20 protein-coding genes and 1 tRNA gene are annotated in these 21196 nt (G+C 72.4%); 11 read left to right on the top strand and 10 right to left on the bottom strand.

Going from position 1 to position 21196, the window contains the following annotated elements; genetic code table 11:
• A partial coding sequence (locus RH94_RS32520; protein WP_073951917.1) for an FmdB family zinc ribbon protein occupies window positions 1-182 on the bottom strand: 182 nt, incomplete at its 3' end.
• Window positions 183-465: 283 nt separating this feature from the next.
• Here RH94_RS32520 and RH94_RS32515 point away from each other — a divergent pair.
• From RH94_RS32515 to RH94_RS45210, 3 genes are all read left to right on the top strand, one after another.
• Window positions 466-2814, top strand: coding sequence for a transglycosylase domain-containing protein (locus RH94_RS32515; protein WP_407697391.1), 2349 nt, complete (start codon window positions 466-468; stop codon window positions 2812-2814).
• Between the two features lie 60 nt (window positions 2815-2874).
• A complete protein-coding gene (locus tag RH94_RS32510) occupies window positions 2875-4176 on the top strand; it encodes a polysaccharide deacetylase family protein (protein WP_073951916.1) in 1302 nt (433 codons plus the stop codon).
• 108 nt (window positions 4177-4284) lie between these two features.
• Entirely contained in the window at window positions 4285-5769 is a 1485-nt protein-coding gene (locus RH94_RS45210) for an amidase domain-containing protein (RefSeq protein WP_234426187.1), read from the top strand.
• Window positions 5770-5828: 59 nt separating this feature from the next.
• Here the strand turns inward: RH94_RS45210 and RH94_RS32495 are convergent, their stop codons facing one another.
• The 4 genes from RH94_RS32495 to RH94_RS32480 all read right to left on the bottom strand — a co-directional run bounded on the left by RH94_RS32495 (window position 5829) and on the right by RH94_RS32480 (window position 8786).
• Window positions 5829-7124: a hypothetical protein gene (locus RH94_RS32495; RefSeq protein WP_234426198.1), complete on the bottom strand. Its 1296-nt coding sequence runs from the start codon at window positions 7122-7124 to the stop codon at window positions 5829-5831.
• Between the two features lie 212 nt (window positions 7125-7336).
• On the bottom strand, window positions 7337-8110 hold the full coding sequence (locus RH94_RS32490) for a DUF4097 family beta strand repeat-containing protein (protein ID WP_073951914.1): 774 nt from the start codon (window positions 8108-8110) through the stop codon (window positions 7337-7339).
• A 198-nt stretch (window positions 8111-8308) separates the two neighbouring features.
• Window positions 8309-8383: transfer RNA gene (locus RH94_RS32485), tRNA-Val, on the bottom strand.
• A gap of 58 nt (window positions 8384-8441) precedes the next feature.
• On the bottom strand, window positions 8442-8786 hold the full coding sequence (locus RH94_RS32480) for a hypothetical protein (RefSeq protein ID WP_073951913.1): 345 nt from the start codon (window positions 8784-8786) through the stop codon (window positions 8442-8444).
• Window positions 8787-8929: 143 nt separating this feature from the next.
• On the opposite strand from RH94_RS32480, the gene RH94_RS32475 reads away from it, so the two are divergent.
• The 4 genes from RH94_RS32475 to RH94_RS32460 all read left to right on the top strand — a co-directional run bounded on the left by RH94_RS32475 (window position 8930) and on the right by RH94_RS32460 (window position 11198).
• Window positions 8930-9448, top strand: coding sequence for a DUF402 domain-containing protein (locus RH94_RS32475; protein WP_073951912.1), 519 nt, complete (start codon window positions 8930-8932; stop codon window positions 9446-9448).
• Window positions 9449-9579: 131 nt separating this feature from the next.
• Window positions 9580-10305, top strand: a complete 726-nt coding sequence (locus RH94_RS32470) for a class I SAM-dependent methyltransferase (protein WP_073951911.1) — start codon at window positions 9580-9582, stop codon at window positions 10303-10305.
• A 97-nt stretch (window positions 10306-10402) separates the two neighbouring features.
• Complete coding sequence (locus RH94_RS32465) at window positions 10403-10912, top strand: GNAT family N-acetyltransferase (protein ID WP_079189280.1); 510 nt, start codon at window positions 10403-10405, stop codon at window positions 10910-10912.
• Between the two features lie 55 nt (window positions 10913-10967).
• The gene (locus RH94_RS32460; protein WP_073951910.1) at window positions 10968-11198 is read left to right on the top strand and encodes a DUF2277 domain-containing protein; all 231 of its coding nucleotides are present in this window, start codon (window positions 10968-10970) and stop codon (window positions 11196-11198) included.
• Window positions 11199-11220: 22 nt separating this feature from the next.
• Here the strand turns inward: RH94_RS32460 and RH94_RS32455 are convergent, their stop codons facing one another.
• The 3 genes from RH94_RS32455 to RH94_RS32445 all read right to left on the bottom strand — a co-directional run bounded on the left by RH94_RS32455 (window position 11221) and on the right by RH94_RS32445 (window position 14397).
• Entirely contained in the window at window positions 11221-11853 is a 633-nt protein-coding gene (locus tag RH94_RS32455) for a DedA family protein (RefSeq protein ID WP_073951909.1), read from the bottom strand.
• A 194-nt stretch (window positions 11854-12047) separates the two neighbouring features.
• Complete coding sequence (locus RH94_RS32450) at window positions 12048-13685, bottom strand: alkaline phosphatase D family protein (protein WP_073951908.1); 1638 nt, start codon at window positions 13683-13685, stop codon at window positions 12048-12050.
• A 67-nt stretch (window positions 13686-13752) separates the two neighbouring features.
• The gene (locus RH94_RS32445) at window positions 13753-14397 is read right to left on the bottom strand and encodes an HNH endonuclease family protein (protein ID WP_073951907.1); all 645 of its coding nucleotides are present in this window, start codon (window positions 14395-14397) and stop codon (window positions 13753-13755) included.
• Between the two features lie 387 nt (window positions 14398-14784).
• On the opposite strand from RH94_RS32445, the gene RH94_RS32440 reads away from it, so the two are divergent.
• Window positions 14785-15363: a TMEM165/GDT1 family protein gene (locus RH94_RS32440; protein WP_073951906.1), complete on the top strand. Its 579-nt coding sequence runs from the start codon at window positions 14785-14787 to the stop codon at window positions 15361-15363.
• A gap of 257 nt (window positions 15364-15620) precedes the next feature.
• Window positions 15621-16280 carry an HAD family hydrolase gene (locus RH94_RS32435; RefSeq protein WP_073951905.1) on the top strand — a complete coding sequence of 220 codons (660 nt, stop codon included), beginning with the start codon at window positions 15621-15623 and terminating at the stop codon, window positions 16278-16280.
• 25 nt (window positions 16281-16305) lie between these two features.
• Here the strand turns inward: RH94_RS32435 and RH94_RS32430 are convergent, their stop codons facing one another.
• Window positions 16306-17421 (bottom strand): peptidoglycan-binding domain-containing protein, encoded by a 1116-nt coding sequence (locus RH94_RS32430; RefSeq protein WP_073951904.1) that lies wholly within the window; start codon window positions 17419-17421, stop codon window positions 16306-16308.
• Window positions 17422-17581: 160 nt separating this feature from the next.
• On the opposite strand from RH94_RS32430, the gene RH94_RS32425 reads away from it, so the two are divergent.
• Entirely contained in the window at window positions 17582-19684 is a 2103-nt protein-coding gene (locus RH94_RS32425) for an MDR family MFS transporter (RefSeq protein WP_079189278.1), read from the top strand.
• 48 nt (window positions 19685-19732) lie between these two features.
• Here the strand turns inward: RH94_RS32425 and RH94_RS32420 are convergent, their stop codons facing one another.
• On the bottom strand, window positions 19733-20272 hold the full coding sequence (locus tag RH94_RS32420; RefSeq protein ID WP_073951903.1) for a GNAT family N-acetyltransferase: 540 nt from the start codon (window positions 20270-20272) through the stop codon (window positions 19733-19735).
• Between the two features lie 159 nt (window positions 20273-20431).
• On the opposite strand from RH94_RS32420, the gene RH94_RS32415 reads away from it, so the two are divergent.
• The gene (locus RH94_RS32415; protein WP_073951902.1) at window positions 20432-21088 is read left to right on the top strand and encodes a hypothetical protein; all 657 of its coding nucleotides are present in this window, start codon (window positions 20432-20434) and stop codon (window positions 21086-21088) included.
• The last annotated feature ends 108 nt before the right edge of the window (window positions 21089-21196 follow it).

Raw genomic sequence — 21196 nt, 5'->3', positions numbered from 1 at the left:
GAGCCGGTCCGCGGCGCCGGTGCCGGCGCCGCGGCCGAGCCTCCCACCGCGACCGTGGACAGCAGCTTGACCGTGTCCCCGTGCCCGGCGGGGCAGGTCGCCGGGGCGGACGACTCCGCCATGGGACGGCTCAGTTCGAAGGTGTCGCCGCAGCTCCGGCAGCGGTACTCGTAACGAGGCATGCGTCCAGGTTATCCGGGAGTGACCGGACGCACAGAACTGTCTGTTTCTTATGTCGCGGTTTCTGTCCAGATCTTGTGCGGAGGTTTTGAAAAGACGGCTGATAATTTTGTACTGCCGCGAGGGCCGCGTAGCGGCTGCGAACTACGGGGACGGCAGCCGCAGTTGCGGTAGCTGTGTCGACCCGCGCGAGCAACACGGAGTGCGGAGGGAGACGCGGTCGTGACCGAAGCAGGACAGGGGGAAGGCCTTCCGAGGGAGGAGGGCCGCCGTGCGGACGAAACGATCCAGCTGAAGGTCGACGCACTGCGCAAACCGGACGAGACCATGCAGTTGAAGGTCGACACCCTCCGGGAACAGAACGCGGCCGAACAACAACGGCCTGACGAGACCATGCAGTTGAAGGTCGACACCCTCCGGAAACAGAACACGGCTGAACAACAACGGCCTGACGAGACCATGCAGTTGAACGTCGAAACCCTCCGGAAACAGAACGCGGCCGAACAGCAACCGCATGAAACCATGCAGTTGCGTGCGTTCACGCCCAACTCTCCCAATCCGCCCGACCCGTCCGATCCCACCGCCCCCTCCGCCGACCCGGCCACCCGGCGCGCCGACCGCCGCAAGCCGCGCTCCAGCCCCACCCTCGCCCCGCTCACCCGGCGCCTGGCCCCCCTCGTCGCGGTGGCCGCGCCGTACGCCCGCAAGCTCAAACCGGTCTACCCGCGCCCGGGCCGCACCGGCTGGCGCCGCTGGCTGCCCTCCTGGCGGCAGTGGCTCGGCGCCGCGCTCGCGGCCTTCGGCCTGACCGGGGCCTTCCTCGCCGTCGCCTACGCCGCGACCGACATCCCGCAGAACCTGAACACCTACGCCACCCAGCAGGACAACGTCTACTTCTGGTCCGACGGCACCCCCATGGCCCGTACCGGATGGGTGCAGCGGCAGGCCATGCCGCTGAAGGACATCCCCCAGGACGTCCGCTGGGCGGTGCTCGCGGCCGAGAACGAGAGCTTCTACAGCGACCCCGGCATCTCCTTCACGGGCATCACCCGCGCCCTGCTGCGCACGGTCGGCCAGGGCGACACCCAGGGCGGCTCCACCATCACCCAGCAGTACGTCAAGAACGTCTACCTGTCGCAGGACCAGACCGTCAGCCGCAAGTTCACCGAGGCGATGATCTCGCTCAAGCTCGACAACCAGATGAGCAAGGACAAGATCCTCGAGGGCTACCTCAACACCAGCTGGTTCGGCCGCGGCACCTACGGCATCCAGCGCGCCGCCCAGGCCTACTACGGCAAGGACGTCGGCGACCTGAACGCGAGCGAGGCCGCCTTCCTCGCCTCCCTGCTCAAGGGCGCCGGCCTGTACGACCCCACCCTCAGCCAGGCCAACCACCGGCGCGCGGTGGAGCGCTGGGAGTGGACCCTGGACCGCATGGTCAGGATCGGCAAGCTGTCGAAGGCCGAACGCGACAAGTACCGGACCTTCCCCGAGCCGCTCAAGCGCAACCCGCTCTACGACACCGGCCAGCAGACCGACTACCTGGTCGAACTGGCGTCGCAGTACGCCAAGAAGGCCGCGCACCTCTCCGACCAGGAGTTCGACCTGGGCGGCTACCAGATCTACACGACCTTCGACCGCAAGCGGGAGGCCAAACTCACCGACGCGGTCACCGAGGCCCGCAAGGAGGCGCAGAAGGCCACCCCCGGCCCGGCCGGAACCGTGCACTACGGCGCCGCCTCCGTCGCCGCCGACGGCCGCATCCTCGCCGTGCACGGCGGCCCCGACCACCGCAAGCAGGGCTACAACGAGTCCAACGCCACCACCGTGCCCGCCGGTTCGGCCTTCCTGCCGTTCGTCTACGCCGCCGGACTCGAGCACGGCGTCGTCAAACAGCGCGACGCCCCGAGGGAACAGGTCACCCCGCAGACCCTCTACAACGGCGACGACGACGTGCCCGTCACCACCCCCGAAGGCCCCTACTGGGACCGCAGCGGCCGCAAGGTGTCCGCCCGCAACGACGACGGGAAGTCCTGGGGACAGATCTCCCTGCGCACGGCACTCGCGGAGTCCGTCAACACGCCGTTCATGCAACTCGGCATGGACACCGGCCTGGACAAGGTGAAGCAGACCGCCCTGGCGGCCGGACTGCTCCCCTCCAGCATGGGTCCGCAGGTGCCCGCCCTGTCCCTGGGCAACTCCACCCCGAGCGCGATCCGCATGGCCGGCGGCTACGCCACCTTCGCCGCCCGCGGCACGCACACCGAGCCGTACTCGGTGCGCCGCATCACCCGCAACGGCTCCTCCGTGAAGCTCGACACCCCGGCCACGCGACGCGCGGTGAGCCCGCGCGTGGCCGAGGAGGTCACCCAGGCGCTCGGCGACGCCTTCCGCACCGCCCACCCCACCGAGGCACCCGCCGAGGCCGTGGTGGCGGGCAAGGCCGGCACCACCGAGGACGACACCGCCTCCTGGTACGTCGGCACCGCCAAGTCGGTGTCCACAGCCGTCGTCGTCTACCGCATGGACCTGGCCAAGAGCCTCGAACCGCTGCCGCTGGAGGGAGTCGCCGGAACGCCCGACGACAGTGCCGCCTACACCATCTGGGCCGGTGCCATGAGCCCACTCGGCTGATCCCCGGCCACCAGGCCGCTCCCGCCCCCCACCGAACCCCCCTCGCAGAATGAGCCGTCCATGAAGTCAACCGGCCGCCGTCGCAAGGCCCGTGCGGGCCGCCGCAGCACCCGCCCCGAGTTCCTGACCCTGGCCGCCCTGCTGGTCGTCGCCTCGGTGGTGGCGGGCTTCCTGGCCCTGACCCGCCCCGACTCCACCGCACCGATCGCGTCCACCGGCGCCAAGAACGGTTCCAGGAACGGTGCCGGCCCCAAGGCGCCCCCGGCCAAGCCGAGCCAGGAGCCCGAGTGGGACGGCAAGGTCCAGGTCCTCGGGGACGGCTCCACCTCCTACACCGGACCGCAGAAGGGCGTGCTGAAGCCCGAGCCGCTCAAGCCCGGTGAGAAGCCGCCCCAGTTCGTCGTCTTCTCCTGGGACGGCGCCCTGGAGGGCGACGACTACCTGTTCTCGCACTTCCGGAAACTGGCCGAGGAGTACGACGCCCACATGACCTTCTTCCTCACGGGCGTCTACATCCTCCCCAAGTCCAAGCAGCACCTCTACCAACCGCCGCAGCACAAGCCGGGCGCCGCCGCCATCGACTACGCCACCGACGAGCACATCCGCGACACCCTGCAGCAGCTGCGCCTCGCCTACGAACAGGGCCACGAGATCGGCACCCACTTCAACGGCCACTTCTGCGGAGTCAAGGGCGGCGGCGACTGGAGCGTGGAGGAGTGGAAGAGCGAGATCGACCAGTTCTACTCCTTCGTCGAGAAGTGGAAGACCAACACCGGCTTCACCGACGTCCCGCCGCTGCCCTTCGACGTCCGCAAGGAGATCACCGGCGGCCGCGCGCCCTGCCTGGAGGGCCAGCCCAACCTGCTGAAGGCCGCCAAGGACTACGGCTGGCGCTACGACGCCAGTTCTCCCGGCGACTTCCAGATCTGGCCGACCAAGAAGGACGGCATCTGGGACTTCCCGCTGCAGATGCTCCCGTACGAGGACGGCAAGTACCAGGGCCTGTCCATGGACTTCAACTTCCTCTACAACCAGTCGAACGGCGAGACCCAGGGCGACCCGGCCAAGCACCCGGAGTGGGAGCAGCAGACCGTCGACACCTACATGGCCGGCTTCAACCGGGTCTACTACGGCAGCCGGGCGCCGCTGTTCATCGGCAACCACTTCGAGGACTGGAACGGCGGCATCTACATGAGGGCCGTCGAGCGGATCATCAAGAACATCTGCACCAAGAAGGACGTCAAGTGCGTGTCGTTCAGGGAGCTCACCGACTGGCTGGACGTCCAGAAGCCGGAGACGCTGCAACAGCTGCGCTCCCTCGACCCGGCCCAGTCGCCCGACTGGTCATCGGTCGTCAAATGAGTTCCGTGTCCCAGGGGTTGGCTCAGTGCCACCCCCTTCACGAGAGTCACACACGGCATGCGAAGATGCCGTCGCCCGGTAGGCGTACCGGCGTAGAGGGGAACATCATTGAAATCAAGAAAACTGAGCCGTAAGCGGCGCCGCGTCACCATAGTCTCGGCGGCGGCCGCCTCGGTGGTCGCCGGCGTGGCCCTGGTGCCCAACTGGAGCGCGGGCGCCGCCGTCACCAACGACCCGACGGTGGACGCGGCCACCAAGGCGACCTTCCAGAAACTGGCCGACGCGGTCTTCACCGACCGCACGCAGGCCCTGGTGGACGACAGCTCGGCGGGCAAGCACGGCAGCAAGCACCACCGGCTGACGTCCGGCTTCTCCGGCAAGGTCCGCCTGTCCGGCACGCAGTCGCGCGAGGAGAACACCGCGCTGACCCAGCTGCGCGGCCGCAAGGCGGTCCTCGCCAAGCTGGGCGAGAAGTACAGCGGGGCGAGGACCAACGTCACGCTGGACGCCACGCAGGTGAAGGGCCGTCAGGCCAAGGTCGCCGTCACCGAGACCACGACCCTGACCTACCGCAAGATCCGCGGCAACGAGCCGAAGACCACCGGCTTCCAGGCCCACCACGAACTGACGTTCCAGGCCGACAGCAAGGGCAACTGGCAGCTGACCGGCATCCACGGCACCGACGACGGCGTAGCGGTCAACCAGGTCCGCAAGCCGCCGGTCGTCCCGAAGCCCCCCGCGCCCCCGTCGACCAAGGCGCCCACGGCCACGCCGGCGACCAAGGCGCCCAGCTCGATCCCGACGACCAAGGCGCCCAGCCCGGTCCCGACGACCAAGGCGCCCAGCTCGATCCCGACGACCAAGGCGCCCAGCCCGGTCCCGACGACCAAGGCGCCCAGCCCGGTCCCGACGACCAAGGCGCCGACCACGGCTCCGGTCCCGTCGACCACGGCTCCGGTCCCGTCGACCACGGCCCCGGTTCCGTCGACCACGGCCCCGGCCCCGGTCCCGTCCACCACGGCGCCCACCGTCGCCAACAGCGGCAACCCGCCGGCGGCGACCCGCTCGGCCACCACCACGAACCCGCCCGCCGCACCGAAGAACTTCTCCGCCTCCGGCTACGACTACAAGGCCATGGCGGACTACGCGGCGAAGCACTGGAGCAACTACAACAAGGACTACCCGAGCTTCGACGGGGCGGGCGCCGGCGGCGACTGCACCAACTTCGTCAGCCAGGCCCTGAAGGCGGGCGGCTGGAAGCACGTCCCGGGCTACGTGTACGACCACACCAAGTGGTTCGGCAACTCCGAGATCCAGTCGCACTCGTTCATCGGCGTGAACGAGTTCTCCTGGTTCGCCCTGTCCTCCCAGCGCGTCACCGGCCTCGCCAACGTCTACCAGATGGACGTCGGTGACGTGCTGCAGGTGGACTTCAACCGGGACGGGTCCAAGGACCACACCATGATCGTCAGCTACCGCAGCCCGCAGGGCGTGCCGTACCTGTCGTACCACTCCACCAACACCTACAACCGGTCGGTGGCGAGCATCATCGCGTCCTACCCGAACGCGTACTACTACGCCTACCGCACCTGACACGCCCACCGCACCCGCCCGGGTGCGGCGGACACCCCGTGGGAGCGGGGAGCGGGCCCTCAGCGGCCGGCTCCCCGCTCCTCGCGGATCAGGGCGACCACGTCGGCGACCGTCCGCCGGATCGCCTCGGTCTCCGTCAGGAAGTGCCAGTAGTCCGGATGACGGCCCTCCAGCGCGGCGACCGCGCGCTCCAGCCGGGCCACCGAATCGTCCAGCGGACGGGCGTGCCGCGGATCCGGCGTCGTACGGTCCGCCATGGCCAGCCGCTGCGCGTCCCGGACCGCGAACCGGGTCCGCTCGATCTCCGCCTGCGGATCCTTCTGCACCTCGTTCAGCCGCCGCAGCCGGTCCCCGGCCGCCGAGACCGCCTCGTCGGTGGTGTTCAGCAGCGCCCGCACCGTCGACAGCAGCGCGGTCGCGTCCGGCCAACGCTGGGCCTCCCGCGCGGCCTGCGCGTCCTTCAGCCTCAGCTCCGCCTGCCGGACGTTGTCGGCGGCCTGCTCCGGCACCGGCTGCAGGTCCTGCCAGCAGGCGGCCGTGAACCGCCGCCGCAACTCGCTGAGCACCGGCTCCACCTGCCCGGCGCGCGTGCTCAGCGCCTGCGCGCGGGTACGCAGCGACACCAGCCGGCGGTCGATCTCGGCGGCCCTCTCCGGCAGCCGTACGGCCTCCGCCCGGATCGCCTCGGCCTCCCGCGCCACCCGCTCGGCACGCTCCAGTGTCTGCTGCACACCGTGCTGCCCCGCGCCCTGGTTCAGTCTGGTCAGCTCGGGGGCGAGCGCGGCGAGCCGGGCGGCCAGGTCGTCCGCCCCGAGCCCCGAGCCCCGCGCGCTGTCCAGCGCGCCGGCGGCGGCGCTCAGCGCCTGCCGGGCGCGCTCCACCCCGGGGGCCACGCGGGCCAGTTGGGTCTCGGCCTTGCCGAGCAGCGGCCCGAGACCGTCGGCGAAACGATCCAGCTCCCGCTTGACGCCGTACAGCTCGTTCTTGGCATAGGTCAGGTCCACACGCGCCCGGGAGGCGACGGAGGCCTCCAGGTCGTCCCGGTCCAGGTCCTGCGCGTCGACGGCCTCGATGTAACGCCGGCTGGCCTCGTCGATGCGCTGCCCGAGCGCCTCGAAGTCCGCGACCGCGCGGCGGGCGGCGGGGGAGTCGTCGACGGCCGTGATCGTCTCGATGGAGATCCGCAGGTCGCGCTGGGCGGTGTCCAGCTCGTAGAAGGCGGCCGCGGCGGCGTCCTTGGCGGCCTGCGCCTCGGCCCGCTGGGTCTCGGCCCGCCCGCCGAACCAGCGCCGGGTGCCGCCGCCGGCGAAGGCGGCGGGCAGCGCGAGCGCGGCGAGCACGGGCAGGCCCACCAGGACGAGGACGTCCCGGACGGCCGTGACCGGGGAAGAGGCCGAAGGAGAGGCCGGGGGCGGGGCCGGGCAGGCGCTCCGGGGCCGGGGCCGCGCATACGGCGAGTGCGGTGGTGCAGGTGTCGCCGGTGTGGCCGCCACATCCCTCTCCCGTGCTGTGATCCGCCGTCCGTGGGGCCATTGTCCCACCCGTGGACGACGAACACACGAGCCGGTCAGCCCGCCGTACGAACTGTGATGCTTCCGTCGTCGGTGGTCGCGGACACCACGTGGGGGCTGGAGTCGTCACGCGGCACGGACACGTCCACGGAGCCGTCGCCGCTCCTCGCCGTCACCCGGTACGCGGCGTGCGGCAGCGTGATGCCGACGGAGCCGTCGCCGGAACTCGCGTCCACCCGGTCCGGCACGGCGCCCAGTTCCAGGCGGACCGACCCGTCGTCGGTGCCGGCCCGCACCCGCCGCGAGGACACCTCCGCCCGCACCGAGCCGTCGTCGGCCCTCAGCTCCAGCGGCCCGGTGGTGTCGGTGACGTGCACGGACCCGTCGTCCGTACGAATGCTCAGCGCGTCCCTGAACCCACGCGCCCGCACGCTGCCGTCGTCGGCCTCGACCTTCACGGCGATCCCGCGCGGGACCTCGACGCGGTGCTTGGCGGAGCAGTCGGCGACGAACCCGGAACACTTCATCCGCAGCACCAGCCGGTCGTCGTCCTTCATCTCCCAGGTCACCCGGGGATCCTGGCCCACCAGCACCGATCCCTTGAACCACCGCGTGACCCGGACACTCCCCGCCTCGTACGCGTCGGCGGCGACGATCTCCAGCGCCGAGTCGCCGGAGTCGACGGTCAGCGTGTGTCCGCGCAGGGCGAAGGTACGGTGCTCGGGATCCTTGTCGTCCTCCGCGGAGCCCCCACAGCCGGTGACCGTGGCGAGCAGAACCACGACGGCACCGCCGAGGGCGGCGACGCGGGCGGGAACGGTACGGGACACGGCGATCTCCCCCTGGAACGCGGACGGCGAGCTCCTGCGGCTCTGCCCCGACCGTACGGAGAAGCACCGGCCCACTGAATCCGGCCCGCTACCGGATCCACGGTGGGGAAAACCCCCGCAGCACCGGCCCCCGGACAAGGCGAAGGCCCGGGCCGCCGGTGTCATCCGTCGGCCTGGGCCTCGTTCGTGTCCTGCATATGGTGGGCGCGGACGGTTTCGAACCGCCGACATCCTGCTTGTAAGGCAGGCGCTCTACCACTGAGCTACGCACCCGCGACGAGTCGACAGCCTACCTTGTCAGGGGCACTGTCCCGCAAACCCGTCGCGCGCATCAGGCGTCCTCGTCCCGCTGGGCCCCGTGGGTGTGCTTCAGGCGGCTGCGGGCGGCGACGCCGTCCGGGCCGGTGAGTTCGGACCAGTAGCGGTGCGTGGTGACGAACACCGCGAGTTCGTGCTCGCGTCGCCGCAGCTTTTCGACCTCGGCCTGCTCGTCGGCCGTCCACCCCGGCGAGGCCGGCCGCTCCACCTTGCGCCAGCCGGTGTCGTCGCTGAACCCGTCCAGCGGCTCGACCGACCAGGGCAGCCGCTTGAACAGGGCTGCCAGCTCGGCCCGGACCTGACGCAGCTCCTCCTGACCGGCGAGGAGGTCGCTCGGGAAGTCGTAGGGTGTAGCCACGCGGCAATGCTACGCCTGTTCGAATTTGGGTTGCGACTTGCTTCGATGGGTTCACGCGTTCGAAGTACGTTTGTCCTGTACCGGCGGAGGACGACGAGTCGGGCGGGGTTCCCGGGTCGGCGCCGGCGGGCTGGCGTCTCGGCATGACCGCAGAGGGCACCTCCGTGCTGGTCGACGTGCGGAAGTACGACGGCAGCCTGAGCGCGCGGTGGAACGCCACCCGTCTCGGCGAGGACGAGCACGGCGTGTGGTTGGGCACGGCGCAAGGTGTTCCCGTCGCTTCGGCCACGGGCGGCTGGACGAACCGGTTCGCGTACGTGATGGCGGTCCCGCGCGGTGAGTGGTGGACGGCCACGTTCTGTGTGGACCCGGGTCCCGAGATGTACTGCGACGTGTGCACGGTGCCCGAGTGGAATGCGGACGGGACCGTCCTGCGCAGGGTGGACCTCGATCTCGACGTCGTGCGGCCCCGTGGCGGCGAGGCCCGCATCAAGGACGAGGACGAGTTCGCCGAACACCGGGTTCGCCACGGCTGTCCCGACAGCGTCAGCGGCAGGGCCCGGCACACCTGCGAGTGGTTGCTGGAGGCGGTCCGTCGCGATGGTGACGGCGTCGAACCCTTCGCCTCGGTGTACCGCCACTGGCTCGGCCTCATCGGGTAGGACGGAGCGGGGTTCCCGGCCGCTCGTCGAGCGTACGGTTGCCGGCTCGGCCCGCAAGTCCTGGACCGGTTCGAGGAGTTCACCGGTCCCGGTCTTCCGGCGGCGGCCCGGCTCCGCATACGTTCAGCGGCATGGCTGACGAGTGCTTCGGGCATCCACGGCTCGCCGCGATCTACGACCCGCTCGACCCCGATCGCGGCGATCTCGACGCATACGTCCGGATGGCGGAGGAGTTCGGGGCGAGTCGAGTGCTGGACATCGGCTGCGGGACAGGTGTGTTCGCGCTCCTGCTGGCCGACCGCGGGATCGAGGTCGTCGGCGTCGATCCCGCCCGGGCGTCCCTCGACGTCGCCCGGACCAAACCGGGCAGTGAGCGGGTGCGCTGGATCCGTGGTGATGCCACGGCCCTGCCGCCCCTGCGGGTCGACCTCGCGACGATGACGGCGAACGTCGCCCAGGCGATCGTCGATCCGCAGACATGGCGGAGGACGCTGCGGGGAGCCTACGAGGCGCTGCGGCCCGGCGGGCACCTGGTCTTCGAGACCCGGGATCCGGCCGGACGTGCCTGGGAGGAGTGGACCCGCGAGATCTCCCACCGTGTGACGGAGATCCCGGGCGTCGGCTCCGTCGAGACCTGGGTCCAGCTGGTCGAGGTGGGTTGGCCTCTGGTGACGTTCCGTCGGACCTACGTGTTCGCCACGGACGGACAGGTGCTGACGTCGGATTCGACGTTGCGTTTCCGGGAGCGGGAAGAGGTGGAGGAGGACCTGGCCGCGCACGGCTATGTGGTGGAGGAAGTGCGCGACGCGCCTGACCGGCCGGGAAGGGAGTTCGTCTTCCTGGCACGGCGTCCGTGATCCTCAGCGGTCCACGCCGCTCGAACTCCGACGGCACGGGACGGTGTTCGCCGTGCGCCGCCGCCCGTTGTCAGTACCCTGCCCTACGGTGGCCGCCATGGATGACACGGATGCGAACCGGGTGCGGCTGGAGCCGTGGGGCGAGGACGACCTCTGGCTGCTGCGGCTGCACAACAGCCCCGAGATGACAGCGCACTTGGGCGGTCCGGAGAGCGAGGACCAGCTCGCCGCACGACACCGGCGGTACCTCGGCCTGGAGTCGGGGCGGATGTACCGGGTGGTGCTCGCGGACGGCGGCGGGACCGTGGGGGCGATCGGGTTCTGGGAGCAGGCCTGGCGCGGCGGGACCGTGTGGGAGACCGGGTGGGCGGTGTCGCCCGCGTTCCAGGGGCGGGGGCTGGCGGTGCGGGCGGCGCGGGCCGTCGTGGCCGAGGCGCGGGCCGCCGGCGGGCACCGGTATCTGCACGCGTTCCCGAAGGTGGAGCACGCCGCCTCGAACGCGGTGTGCCGCCGCGCCGGGTTCACGCTGCTCGGACCGGTCGACTTCGAGTACCCGAAGGGCCACCCGATCACGTCCAACGACTGGCGGGTTGACCTGGAGGATTGAGCCGTCGTGCCCGAGGGTGCTTGCGGGGCGTGCGGGGCGTGCCGAGACTGGTGGCATGTGCCGGAGTATCAAGACGCTGCGTCCGCCCGCGTTGCCCGAGGAGGCGACGGAGGAAGAGGTGCGGGCCGCCGCGCTGCAGTTCGTGCGGAAGGTCTCGGGGTTCCGGGCGCCGGCCGCGCACAACCGCGAGGTGTTCGACCACGCGGTGGACGTGATCGCCCAGGCCACGCGGGAGTTGCTGGCGGGGCTGGAGGTGCGGGGGCAGGCCGCGCGCGAGGCGGGGTGACCGTCCGGCGCGGCGGCTTCCCCTACGCCTCCGCCGGCTGCGGCGCGCGCCGCATCAGGTACGCCGCCCCCGCCCCCGCCGCGAACAGCGCCGCCACCGACACACCTGTGGCCAGCCACGCCGCACCCAGCCACCGGGTGCCGAAGTAGCCGAGGGCCGCGCTGTAGGCGGCCCAGGACAGACCGGCCAGGGCGGACCAGGGGAGGAACTCCCGGACGCGGCGGTGCGTGGCGCCGGCGCTGAAGGAGACCACCGAGCGGCCGGCCGGGGCGAAGCGGGCGAGGATCACCAGCGTGCCGCCGCCCCGGGACAGGGCCTCCCCGAGCCGCTCCTGCGCCCTGCTCAGCCGCCGCGACCGCGAGATCGCGCGGTCCAGCCGCTCGCCGCCGCGCCGGGCCAGCCGGTAGGCGAAGAGGTCGCCCAGCACCGACGCCGTGGCCGCGCACAGGATCAGCGCGAGGATGTCCGGCACGTTCTGCGGGACGTGTCCCGTCGCCGCGCCCGTGCCCGCGGCCGCCGCCGTGGCGGCCGTCACGATCAGCACGCCGCTGGGCAGCACCGGCAGGAACACGTCCAGCAGGACGGACGCGGCCACCACGACATAGATCCATGGACTGCCGGTGAGCGACCCCACCCGCGCCAGACTCTCCAGCACCGAAGACTCCCCCTGTCATCCCCCGTGGACCGCCGACCGTGCCGCGACGTCGCGGGGGAGCGGCAGGAGCGGCCTCAACAGCCATACAGCGTACGCCGGGAGTGTGACAGGAGTTTCACCGGGGGTCATACGTTCGGTCGTGGGACCGACTTGCGGTCATGGAGCCTGCTCGCGGTCATCGGGCCTGCTCGCGGTCACGGGGCCGGTTCGGACTCCGCGACCGTCTCCAGCCGCGGCCGCCCGTCCCCCGCCGTCCGCGCCCGCTCCAGTCGCAGCCGGGCCGAACGCCCGCGCAGCGTCAGCGTCATCAGCTGGTTGCCGAACCACGGCCCGCCCGTCCGCCTCCAGCGGACCGGCGGCTCGGCGCACCGCCCGTGCCGGGCGAACCTGCGGCCCAGGGCACGTGCCGCCGCGCTCCAGCCGAAGCGGAAGCCGAGCCGGATCGACAGGGGCACGGAGTTGTGGACGGGCGAGCAGGTGAGCTGCAGCACCCGCGCGTCCACGGACCGCGACGGCCACCGCGGCTCGGCCACGTACGCGTGGTGCACGTCACCGGACAGGACGAGGACGGTCGCGGGCGCCCCCGGCCCGGATCCCGCCTCGGCGACCAGTTCGGCCAGCGCCGCGAAGGACGCCGGGAACGCCGCCCAGTGCTCCAGGTCGGCGCCCCGCCGCAGCCGCTCCCCGAACCGCGCCCAGCGCACACCTCGCTCACCCCGGCACAGCGCCGCGTCCCAGGCCTCCAGATCGTGCACGAGGTGCGGAAGCAGCCAGGGCAGTGAGGTGCCGATGAGCAGGTGGTCGCAGGAGTCCCGATCCTCCAGCGCCTGTGCGCGCAGCCACGCGGCCTCCTCCGGATCGAGCATCGCCCGGCTGTCCTCCCGCAGCACCCGGCCGGCCCGCGAGTCCACCATCAGTACCCGCACCCGGCCGAAGTCGCGCCGGTAGCTCCAGCGGACCGACGCCGGATCGCGGTCGGCCCGCGCGGCGAAGGCGCGCAGGGCGTCGGTGCCGTCGGGGGTGGCCCGTACGGCGGCGTAGACCGGGTCGGCGGCCAGCTCGACCGGGGAGAGGTTGCCCAGGTGCTGGTGCACCCAGTACGACATCAGTCCGCTGAGCAGCCGCTCCTGCCACCAGCCGGTGGCCCGCATGTCGGCGAGCCAGGCGGCGGAGGTGTTCCAGTCGTCGACGACGTCGTGGTCGTCGAAGATCATGCAGCTGGGCACGGTGGACAGCAGCCAGCGCACCTCCGGGTCGAGCCAGGACTCGCGGTAGAGCCGGGTGTACTCCTCGTAGTCGGCGACCTGCCCGCCCGGGGGGTCGGCCAGGCCCCGGCGGGCGGAGATCCAGCGCCGGGTCGCCTCGGAGGTCTCGTCGGCGTAGACCTGGTCGCCGAGCAGGAGCAGGACGTCGGGGCGCTCGCCCTCGGGGTCGGCGGCGATCCGCGCGGCCAGCGTGTCGAGCGCGTCCGGGCCGATCGCGCCCTTGCCGTCGGCCGGCGGGGCGGCCCAGCGGCAGGAGCCGAAGGCGACGCGCAGGTCCCCGCCGCCGGCGGGGACGCGGATGACGGAGGGCGGGAAGCGGGAGTCCGGGGGCGGCCACGCGCGCGTGCCGTCGAGCAGCACCTCGTACGGCGGTGACGTGCCGGGCGTCAGGCCGGTGACCGGGACGAGGGCGTAGTGGTGGCCCTCGATCTGGAAGGTGCGGGCGGTTCCGCCGGTGCCGTCCGCGCAGCGCACCTCGGCCGTGCACGGGCGGCTCGTCTCGACCCAGACGGTCGCGGAGGTGCCGTCGGCGTACCTCAGCAGTGGTCCCAGGCGCAGTCCGGCCATCGCGGTCCCTTCCTCCGTCGCCCCGTACGGTACGGAACGACGGAGGCCGGCGGGGAGATCCCGGAGGTCAGCAGCTGGCGAGGTAGCCCTGCAGGGCGCTCTTCTCGGCCGAGTCGACCGACAGGTCGTAGTAGTACTTCACCTGCACCCAGGCGCGGGCGTAGGTGCAGCGGTACGACGACTGGGACGGGACCCACTCCGCCGGGTCCTTGTCGCCCTTCGACCGGTTGGAGCTGGCCGACACGGCGATCAGCTGGGGGCGGGTCAGGTCGTTGGCGAACGCCTGGCGCTGGGCGGTGGTCCACTTGCTCGCGCCGGAGTCCCAGGCCTCGGCGAGCGGGATGACGTGATCGATGTCGATGCCGGAGGCGGAGGTCAGGGTGACGCCGTCGTACACGGAGTACCAGCTGCCGCTGGTGGACGCGCAGGCGGCGTCGGTGACGACGTTCGTGCCGTCCCGCTTCAGAACGGTCTCGCGGGTGTTGCAGGTGCCGCTGATGGTGATCCAGTGCGGGAAGAGGTCGCGGTTGTAGCCGGTGCGGTTCTCGGCTGCCACGGTGAGGGAGGCGAGGTAGCTGCGCGCGGTGGCCGCGCTGACGGGGGTGGGGAGGGCGGCGGAGGCGGCGGGGGAGTTGAAGAGCGCGGCGGAGGCCAGGAGGCCGGTGAGGACCGCGAGTATGCTCAGCCGTCGACGCGCGTAGAGCTTCGGCATGCGAACTCCCTTGTGGGGTGGGGGTGTTGACTGCGGGCATGGGTATGCTCGCGACGCCGCGTTGCGGGGAGGCGTACGTCCGGTGAGACGTTAGTGACGTGCGCATGACATAACAAGGTTCAGGGGTGAACTTCCGGTCGCGTACGATGGACGGCGCGGAAGGGGAGTAGCCCTTCGCCGGACCGTCGACATACTGCTCAGCCCGCCTGAGCCGGCGCCCGGAGGCGGACCCGCGTCGTGGACGGGGTCGGCCGGCGAGACCTTCGGCAAGCAGTGCACGCCCGTGCCGCACGGCACGGGTGGACATCCGTGCGCTGCCCTGCCGAGACGTCTCCTCGCTCACATCGCAGCACTCTCGGTGGGGTGGCCCCGACCGATTGAGGGACAGTGATCAGTCTCAGCGTCCTGGCGCTCACCTTCGGCGTCGTCTTCCTCGCGGAGCTGCCGGACAAGACGGCACTCGCGGGGCTCGTCCTCGGTACCCGCTACCGCGCCTCGTACGTCTTCGCCGGCGTGGCCGCCGCGTTCCTGCTGCACGTCACACTGGCCGTGGCGGCCGGCAGCGTCCTGACGCTCCTGCCGCAGCGGATCGTGCAGGCCCTGACGGGCGTGCTGTTCCTCGGCGGTGCGGCCATGCTGCTGCTGAAGAAGGGCGACGGTGAGGAGGAGATCCGCCGGCCCGAGGACCAGTCCTTCTGGAAGGTCGCCGGGACGGGCTTCATGCTCATCCTGGTCGCCGAGTTCGGCGACCTCACCCAGATCATGACGGCCAACCTCGCCGCCCGTTACGACAACCCCCTCTCGGTCGGCCTGGGCGCGGTCCTGGCCCTCTGGTCGGTCGCGGGCCTGGGCATCGTGGGCGGCAAGGCCCTGATGAAGCGGGTCCCGCTCGGCCTGATCACCAGGATCGCGGCCCTGCTGATGCTGGCGCTCGGCGCGTGGAGCCTGTGGGAGGCGGTGGCGTAGGCGCGGCCGTCCCGGCGGGGCGGCAGGGTTCGGGGAGGCTCCGCCGCCCCGGTCCGGCGACCCGCCGCCCCGGTCCGGCGACCCGCCGCCCCGGGGTGGCGGTGGCCGGGGGGGTGAACCCCTGGCGAACGGGAGGCGCGGGCGGTGGCGGGTTCCCGCATTGTTTTGTACCGTGAGGGAACAAAGTGGCTCCCGCCCGTTCCCCCTGACCAGCGGGCGGGGCCGCCTTGTCCTCCCGCCGCGCCTTGGAGCTGCCGATGACGGCCACCGCCGTGTTCACCGCCCGCGCCCTCCTGCTGGACATGGACGGCACCCTCGTCAACTCGGATGCCGTCGTCGAGCGGGTCTGGCGGCGCTGGGCCGACCGGCACGGGCTGGACGGCGACGAGGTGATGAAGGTCGTGCACGGACGCCAGGGGCACGCCTCGATGGCGCTGCTGCTGCCGAACCGGTCCAGGGAGCAGAACCTCGCCGAGAACGCGCGGATGCTCGCCGAGGAGACCTCGGACATGGACGGCGTGGTTCCCGTACCCGGGGCGCCGGAGTTCCTCGCCGGGCTGCGCGGGCTCCCGCACGCGCTCGTGACCTCGGCCGACGCGGCTCTGTCCACGGCCCGGATGGCCGCCGCCGGACTGCCCCTGCCCGATGTCCGCATCACCGCCGAGTCCGTCGGGGCGAGCAAGCCCGACCCCGAGGGCTTCCTGAAGGGCGCCGCCGAACTCGGTGTCGCGCCCGCCGACTGCGTGGTGTTCGAGGACTCCGGCGTGGGGATCGCGGCGGGATGCGCCGCGGGGATGCGGGTGATCGGCGTCGGTCCGCGCGCCGGGTTCCATCAGCCGGACGCGGTGGTGCGCGACCTGACCCGGGTGCGGGTGCGGGCCGCGGACGACGGGACGATCCGGCTGCACGTGGCATAGCGGCAGCCGGTCCCGCTCGTCCCGCTCAGGACGCCCTCGTCTCCGACTCCAGGCTCGCCCTCGTCGCCGGGCCGTACACGCCGGGCTCGTCCGCGGTGATGCCGCGGGCCCACTGGTAGCTGCGTACGGATTTCTCGACCCGGCCGTTGTAGAACCCGTCCGGCCTGCCGTTGTAGAAGCGCAACTGGCGCAGCCGCTGCTGGAGTTCGGTCACCTCGGGGCCCCGGTCGCCGGGGCGCAGAGCAGGGCCGGGATCCGGGGGCGCGGGGGCGCGGAGGGTCGTCGTGGGCTGGGCCGGCTCGGACTGCTCCGACCCGGCGGCACCCGGAACGGTCCCGGCCTGCGAGGCGGACGCCGACGGCGACTGCGACGCCGTGTCCGAGGCCGACGACGAGGGGGACGGCGAGGCGCTCTCGTCGTCGGACGGCGACCCGCTCGCCGACGCCGACGCCGACGCCGACGCGGAGGCCGACGGTGCCGACGAGGCCCCGGAGGCCGTCGGCGAGGGCGTCGCGGAGCTGTCCGCCGACGCGTCCGGCACGCTCTCCCGCACGGAGCGCGTCGCGCGGTCCCGCTCCGGGGGGTCGTGGGAGAGCAGCGCACTGGTGAACCCGGCCGCCGCCACGACCGCGACCACGGTCGCGGACCCGGCGAGCACGACCGTGGTACGGCGGCGCCGGCCACCGCGGCGGGCGGGCCGCGACCCCTCGGCACCGGCACCGGCATCGACGGACGGCCCTGCGGTCGCGGACTCGAACAGGCTGAGGTCGGACGCGTTCGGTCCGCCCCGCTGCGGTGCCAGGGGGGTGGGCAGCCCGGACACGGCCCGCAGCGGCATCGTGGCGTCCGCGGGGGCGGGTACGGCCCGCAGCGACATCGTGGCGTCCGTGGGGGCGGGGCCCTCCGGCTCCGCCCGGGGTCGCGCCCGCGCGTTCTCCTCGTCCTCGGAGCCCCGTTCCGCCTCCTCGATCTCCACGTACGGCCGTATCCGCAGCGGATCGAAGTCCTCGGCCGCCGCCTCCGCCGTCCGCGCGTCGCGCAGCGCGTCGGACGCCCGGCTCCCGCAGGCGCACGACGGGGCGTTGTCCGTGCCCCGGGGCGCCCCGCACTCCGGGCAGACGTGCCCCTTCTGCTCTTCCACGCGTCGGTCCCCTCCCTCGCGAACTCCAAGGATTATGCAGATCTTCTGCACGTCATCTCCCCGAAGCCCCCGGAATGGCGGCGTCCAGCAGGACTCAACGGGCCATAACGGGTCACACCGATGACGATGGAAGCCGACACGAGAGCCTCGGGAGGTCTTCATGGCCGGGGATGCGCATGGCGGGAGCGGGACGACCGGCGAGGTGCGGGAGCCGGAGCCGTCGTCCGCGCCACCGCCCTCGCCCGGCGGCCCCGCCGCCGGGCCCGAGCACGTGCCCGGCAACGTCCTCGTCCCGATCGGCGCGCTGCTCCTCGGGCTGCTGCTGGCCGCGCTCGACCAGACCATCGTCTCCACCGCGCTGCCCACCATCGTCAGTGACCTCGGCGGGCTCGACCACCTGTCCTGGGTGGTCACGGCGTATCTGCTGGCGTCGACCGCCGCGACCCCGCTGTGGGGCAAACTCGGCGACCAGTACGGACGCAAGAAGCTCTTCCAGACCGCGATCGTGATCTTCCTGATCGGTTCCGCGCTGTGCGGCATGGCGCGGAACATGCCCGAGCTGATCGTGTTCCGGGCGCTGCAGGGCCTGGGCGGCGGCGGGCTGATGGTGCTGTCCATGGCGATCGTCGGCGATGTCGTCCCGCCCCGCGAACGCGGCCGCTACCAGGGCCTGTTCGGCGCGGTGTTCGGCGCGACCAGCGTCCTCGGGCCGCTGCTCGGCGGTGTGTTCACCCAACATCTGAGCTGGCGCTGGGTGTTCTACGTCAACCTGCCCGTCGGTGTCGTCGCCCTCGCCGTGATCGCGGCCGCCCTGCGCATCCCGCGCCGGGCGCAGCGGCACGTCATCGACTACCCGGGCACCTTCCTCATCGCCTCGGTCGCCACCTGCCTGGTGCTGGTCGCCTCCCTCGGCGGCACCACCTGGCGCTGGGGCTCGCCGCAGATCATCGGTCTGGTGGTGCTGGGCGTCGTCCTCGCGGTCGCCTTCGTGGCCGTGGAGCGGAGGGCGGCCGAGCCGGTGCTGCCGCTGAAGCTGTTCGGCATCCGCACCTTCTCCCTCTCCGCGGTCATCAGCTTCGTCGTCGGCTTCGCCATGTTCGGCGCGATGACCTACCTGCCGACCTTCCTGCAGGTCGTGCGGGGCGTCTCCCCGACGCTGTCCGGTGTGCACATGCTGCCGATGGTGGCCGGCATGCTGCTGGCCTCCACCGGCTCCGGACAGATCGTCAGCCGCACCGGCCGCTGGAAGGTGTTCCCCGTCCTGGGCACCGCCGTCACCACCATCGGCCTGCTCCTGCTGCACCGGCTCGACGAGCACAGCTCCACGGCCCGGATGAGCGCCTGCTTCTTCGTCTTCGGGCTGGGCCTCGGCCTGGTCATGCAGGTGCTCGTCCTCATCGTGCAGAACGCCGTCGGCTACGAGGACCTGGGCGTCGCCACCTCCGGCGCCACCTTCTTCCGCTCCATCGGCGCCTCCTTCGGCGTGGCCATCTTCGGCACGGTCTTCGCGAGCCGCCTCGGGGACACGCTGACCGCCGCCTTCACGGGCGTCCGTCTGCCGCCGGGGGTCTCGGCGGACACGCTGAAGGCCGACCCGCGGGGCATCGCCGCCCTGCCGCCCGCGCTGCGCCCGGCGGCCCTGCACGCGTACGCCTCCGCCATCACCGACGTCTTCCTCTACGCCGCTCCGGTCGCCCTGCTCGGCTTCGTCCTGGCCTGGTTCCTGAAGGAGGACCGGCTGCGCGGCTCGGTCACGGCCCCCGACGGCACGGAGACCTACGTGACCAACCCGGTCGAGCGGTCCTCGTACGACGAGGTGTGCCGGGCGCTGTCCCTGCTGGGCACGCGCGAGGGGCGGCGCGAGATCTACCAGGAGATCACCGCGCGGGCGGGCTGCGACCTCAGGCCCGCGGCGAGCTGGCTGCTGCTGCGGATCAAGAAGTACGGCTGGGTGGAGCCCGGTGTGCTGGCCGAGCGGACCTCCCTCCCGCTGCACGTGATCATCGAGGCCGCCCGCCAGGTCGAGGAGCGGCGCCTCGCCGAGCGCCGGGGCCCGGATCTCGTACTGACCGAGGCGGGCGGCGAGGTCGCCGGGCGGCTCGCGCACGCCCGGGAGGAGTCGCTGGCGGAGCTGCTGGGCGACTGGTGGGGGCCCGACCGGCCGACCGACCTGGTACAGCTGGTGAAGGAGCTGACCGGGGAGCTGTGCGGCTCCGAGAAGGAACGGCCGCACGACGGCCGGCCGGTGATCCGGCCTGCCTGAACCCCGGAACTCCCGGAACTCCCGGGGGCCCTGGGACCCCCGGGACCCTCAGGTCCCCTGGGTGAGGGGCTTGCTGAACCAGTGTTCGGCGTACGGGCCGTCGTTGTGCGGCTCGGTCTCCGCGTAGCCCAGCCGCGCGTACAGGGCGCGGGCCTCCACGAGGTCGCCGCGGGTGTCCAGGACCATCCGCCGGGCGCCGAGCGCGCGGGCCGCGTCCTCGGCGGCGGCGACCAGCAGCGCGGCGCCGCCCCTGCCGCGCGTCTCCTCGCGCAGGAACACCCGGGTGAGCTCGGCGGTGGAGGCGTCCACCAGCCGTACGCCCGCGGTGCCGGCCGGGGTGCCGTCGTAGCGGGCGAGCAGCAACTTCCCGGTGGGCGGGGCGAGTTCGGCACCCGTGCGGGCGGCGATCTCCCGCTCCAGCTCGTCGGGGTCGGTGCGGTGCCCCTCGTGCAGCAGGTACCAGCGGTCGCTGACCTCGGTGTAGTACGCCCGCCAGAGCGCGGTGGCGGCGGGGGAGTCGTACGGCTCCGGGGCCACGGTCCAGGGGGAGGAGGCGCGGGAGGAGGCACGGGCGGGAGCGGGGGGCATGCCGGCATTCTCGGTGGGGGGACCGGCGGGCGCGCAACCGGATATCCGGGGCGGTGGGCTGCGCGCCGCCGCACGCCCCGACGGGCGGTTTGTCGATCATCTTCCGGGCAACCCGATGGAAGAACCGGCCAGTTGGGCCGACCGATCCGGAAGGTGCCCATGTCCACAGGCCTGATCATCGCTTTGATCGTGATTGTGGCGGCCGTCGTCGTGGTGGCGGCCGTGCTGACCTCGCGTGCCCGCGGCGGGCACGGCGGGCGGAGCCTGAAGCGGCGCTTCGGTCCGGAGTACGACCGGACCGTGGCCCGGCACGACGGCGACACCAAAGCCGCCGAGCGAGAGCTCGCCGCGCGCGTGGAACGCCACGGCGGCCTGCGGGAGAGGTCGTTGGAGCCGGCCGAGCGCGAGAGGTTCGAGGCGCGCTGGACGGCCGCGCAGGAGCGGTTCGTCGACTCGCCGCGGGAGGCGGTCGCCGAGGCGGACCGGCTGCTCGCCGAGCTGGCCGGGGCCCGGGGGTTCCCGGCCGACGGCCAGTACGAGGAGCAGCTGGCCGCGCTGTCCGTGCACCACGGGCACCACGTCCACGGCTACCGCCGCGTCCACCGCGCCGCGCACGCCCCCCTGGACGGTGCGCCGGAGAACCGCGCGAGCACCGAGGACCTGCGCGCCTCCATGATCGAGGCCCGCGGCCTCTTCGAGGACCTGCTGGCCCCGTCCCGCGGTGACACCGCCCCCGAGGGCGCCGCCAGGACCGGGGCCCGTCATGGCGCCCACCTCCCGTGGGCCCTCGACCGACGTCACGCGAAGGAGAGTTGATCGAGATGTCCGAGGCGACACCTGGCGCGGGCCGAGGGCGCGTCGACGGCGGGGAGCGGGCCGGGGACGGCCGGGACCCGGCGACGGGCCGGGAACCGGCCGCGGGGC

It is taken from the genome of Streptomyces kebangsaanensis, assembly GCF_001906585.1.
In the GTDB taxonomy this organism is placed as follows: domain Bacteria; phylum Actinomycetota; class Actinomycetes; order Streptomycetales; family Streptomycetaceae; genus Streptomyces; species Streptomyces kebangsaanensis.
Note: the sequence above shows the minus strand (reverse complement) of the source record. Positions and strands in the feature narration are given on the sequence as shown.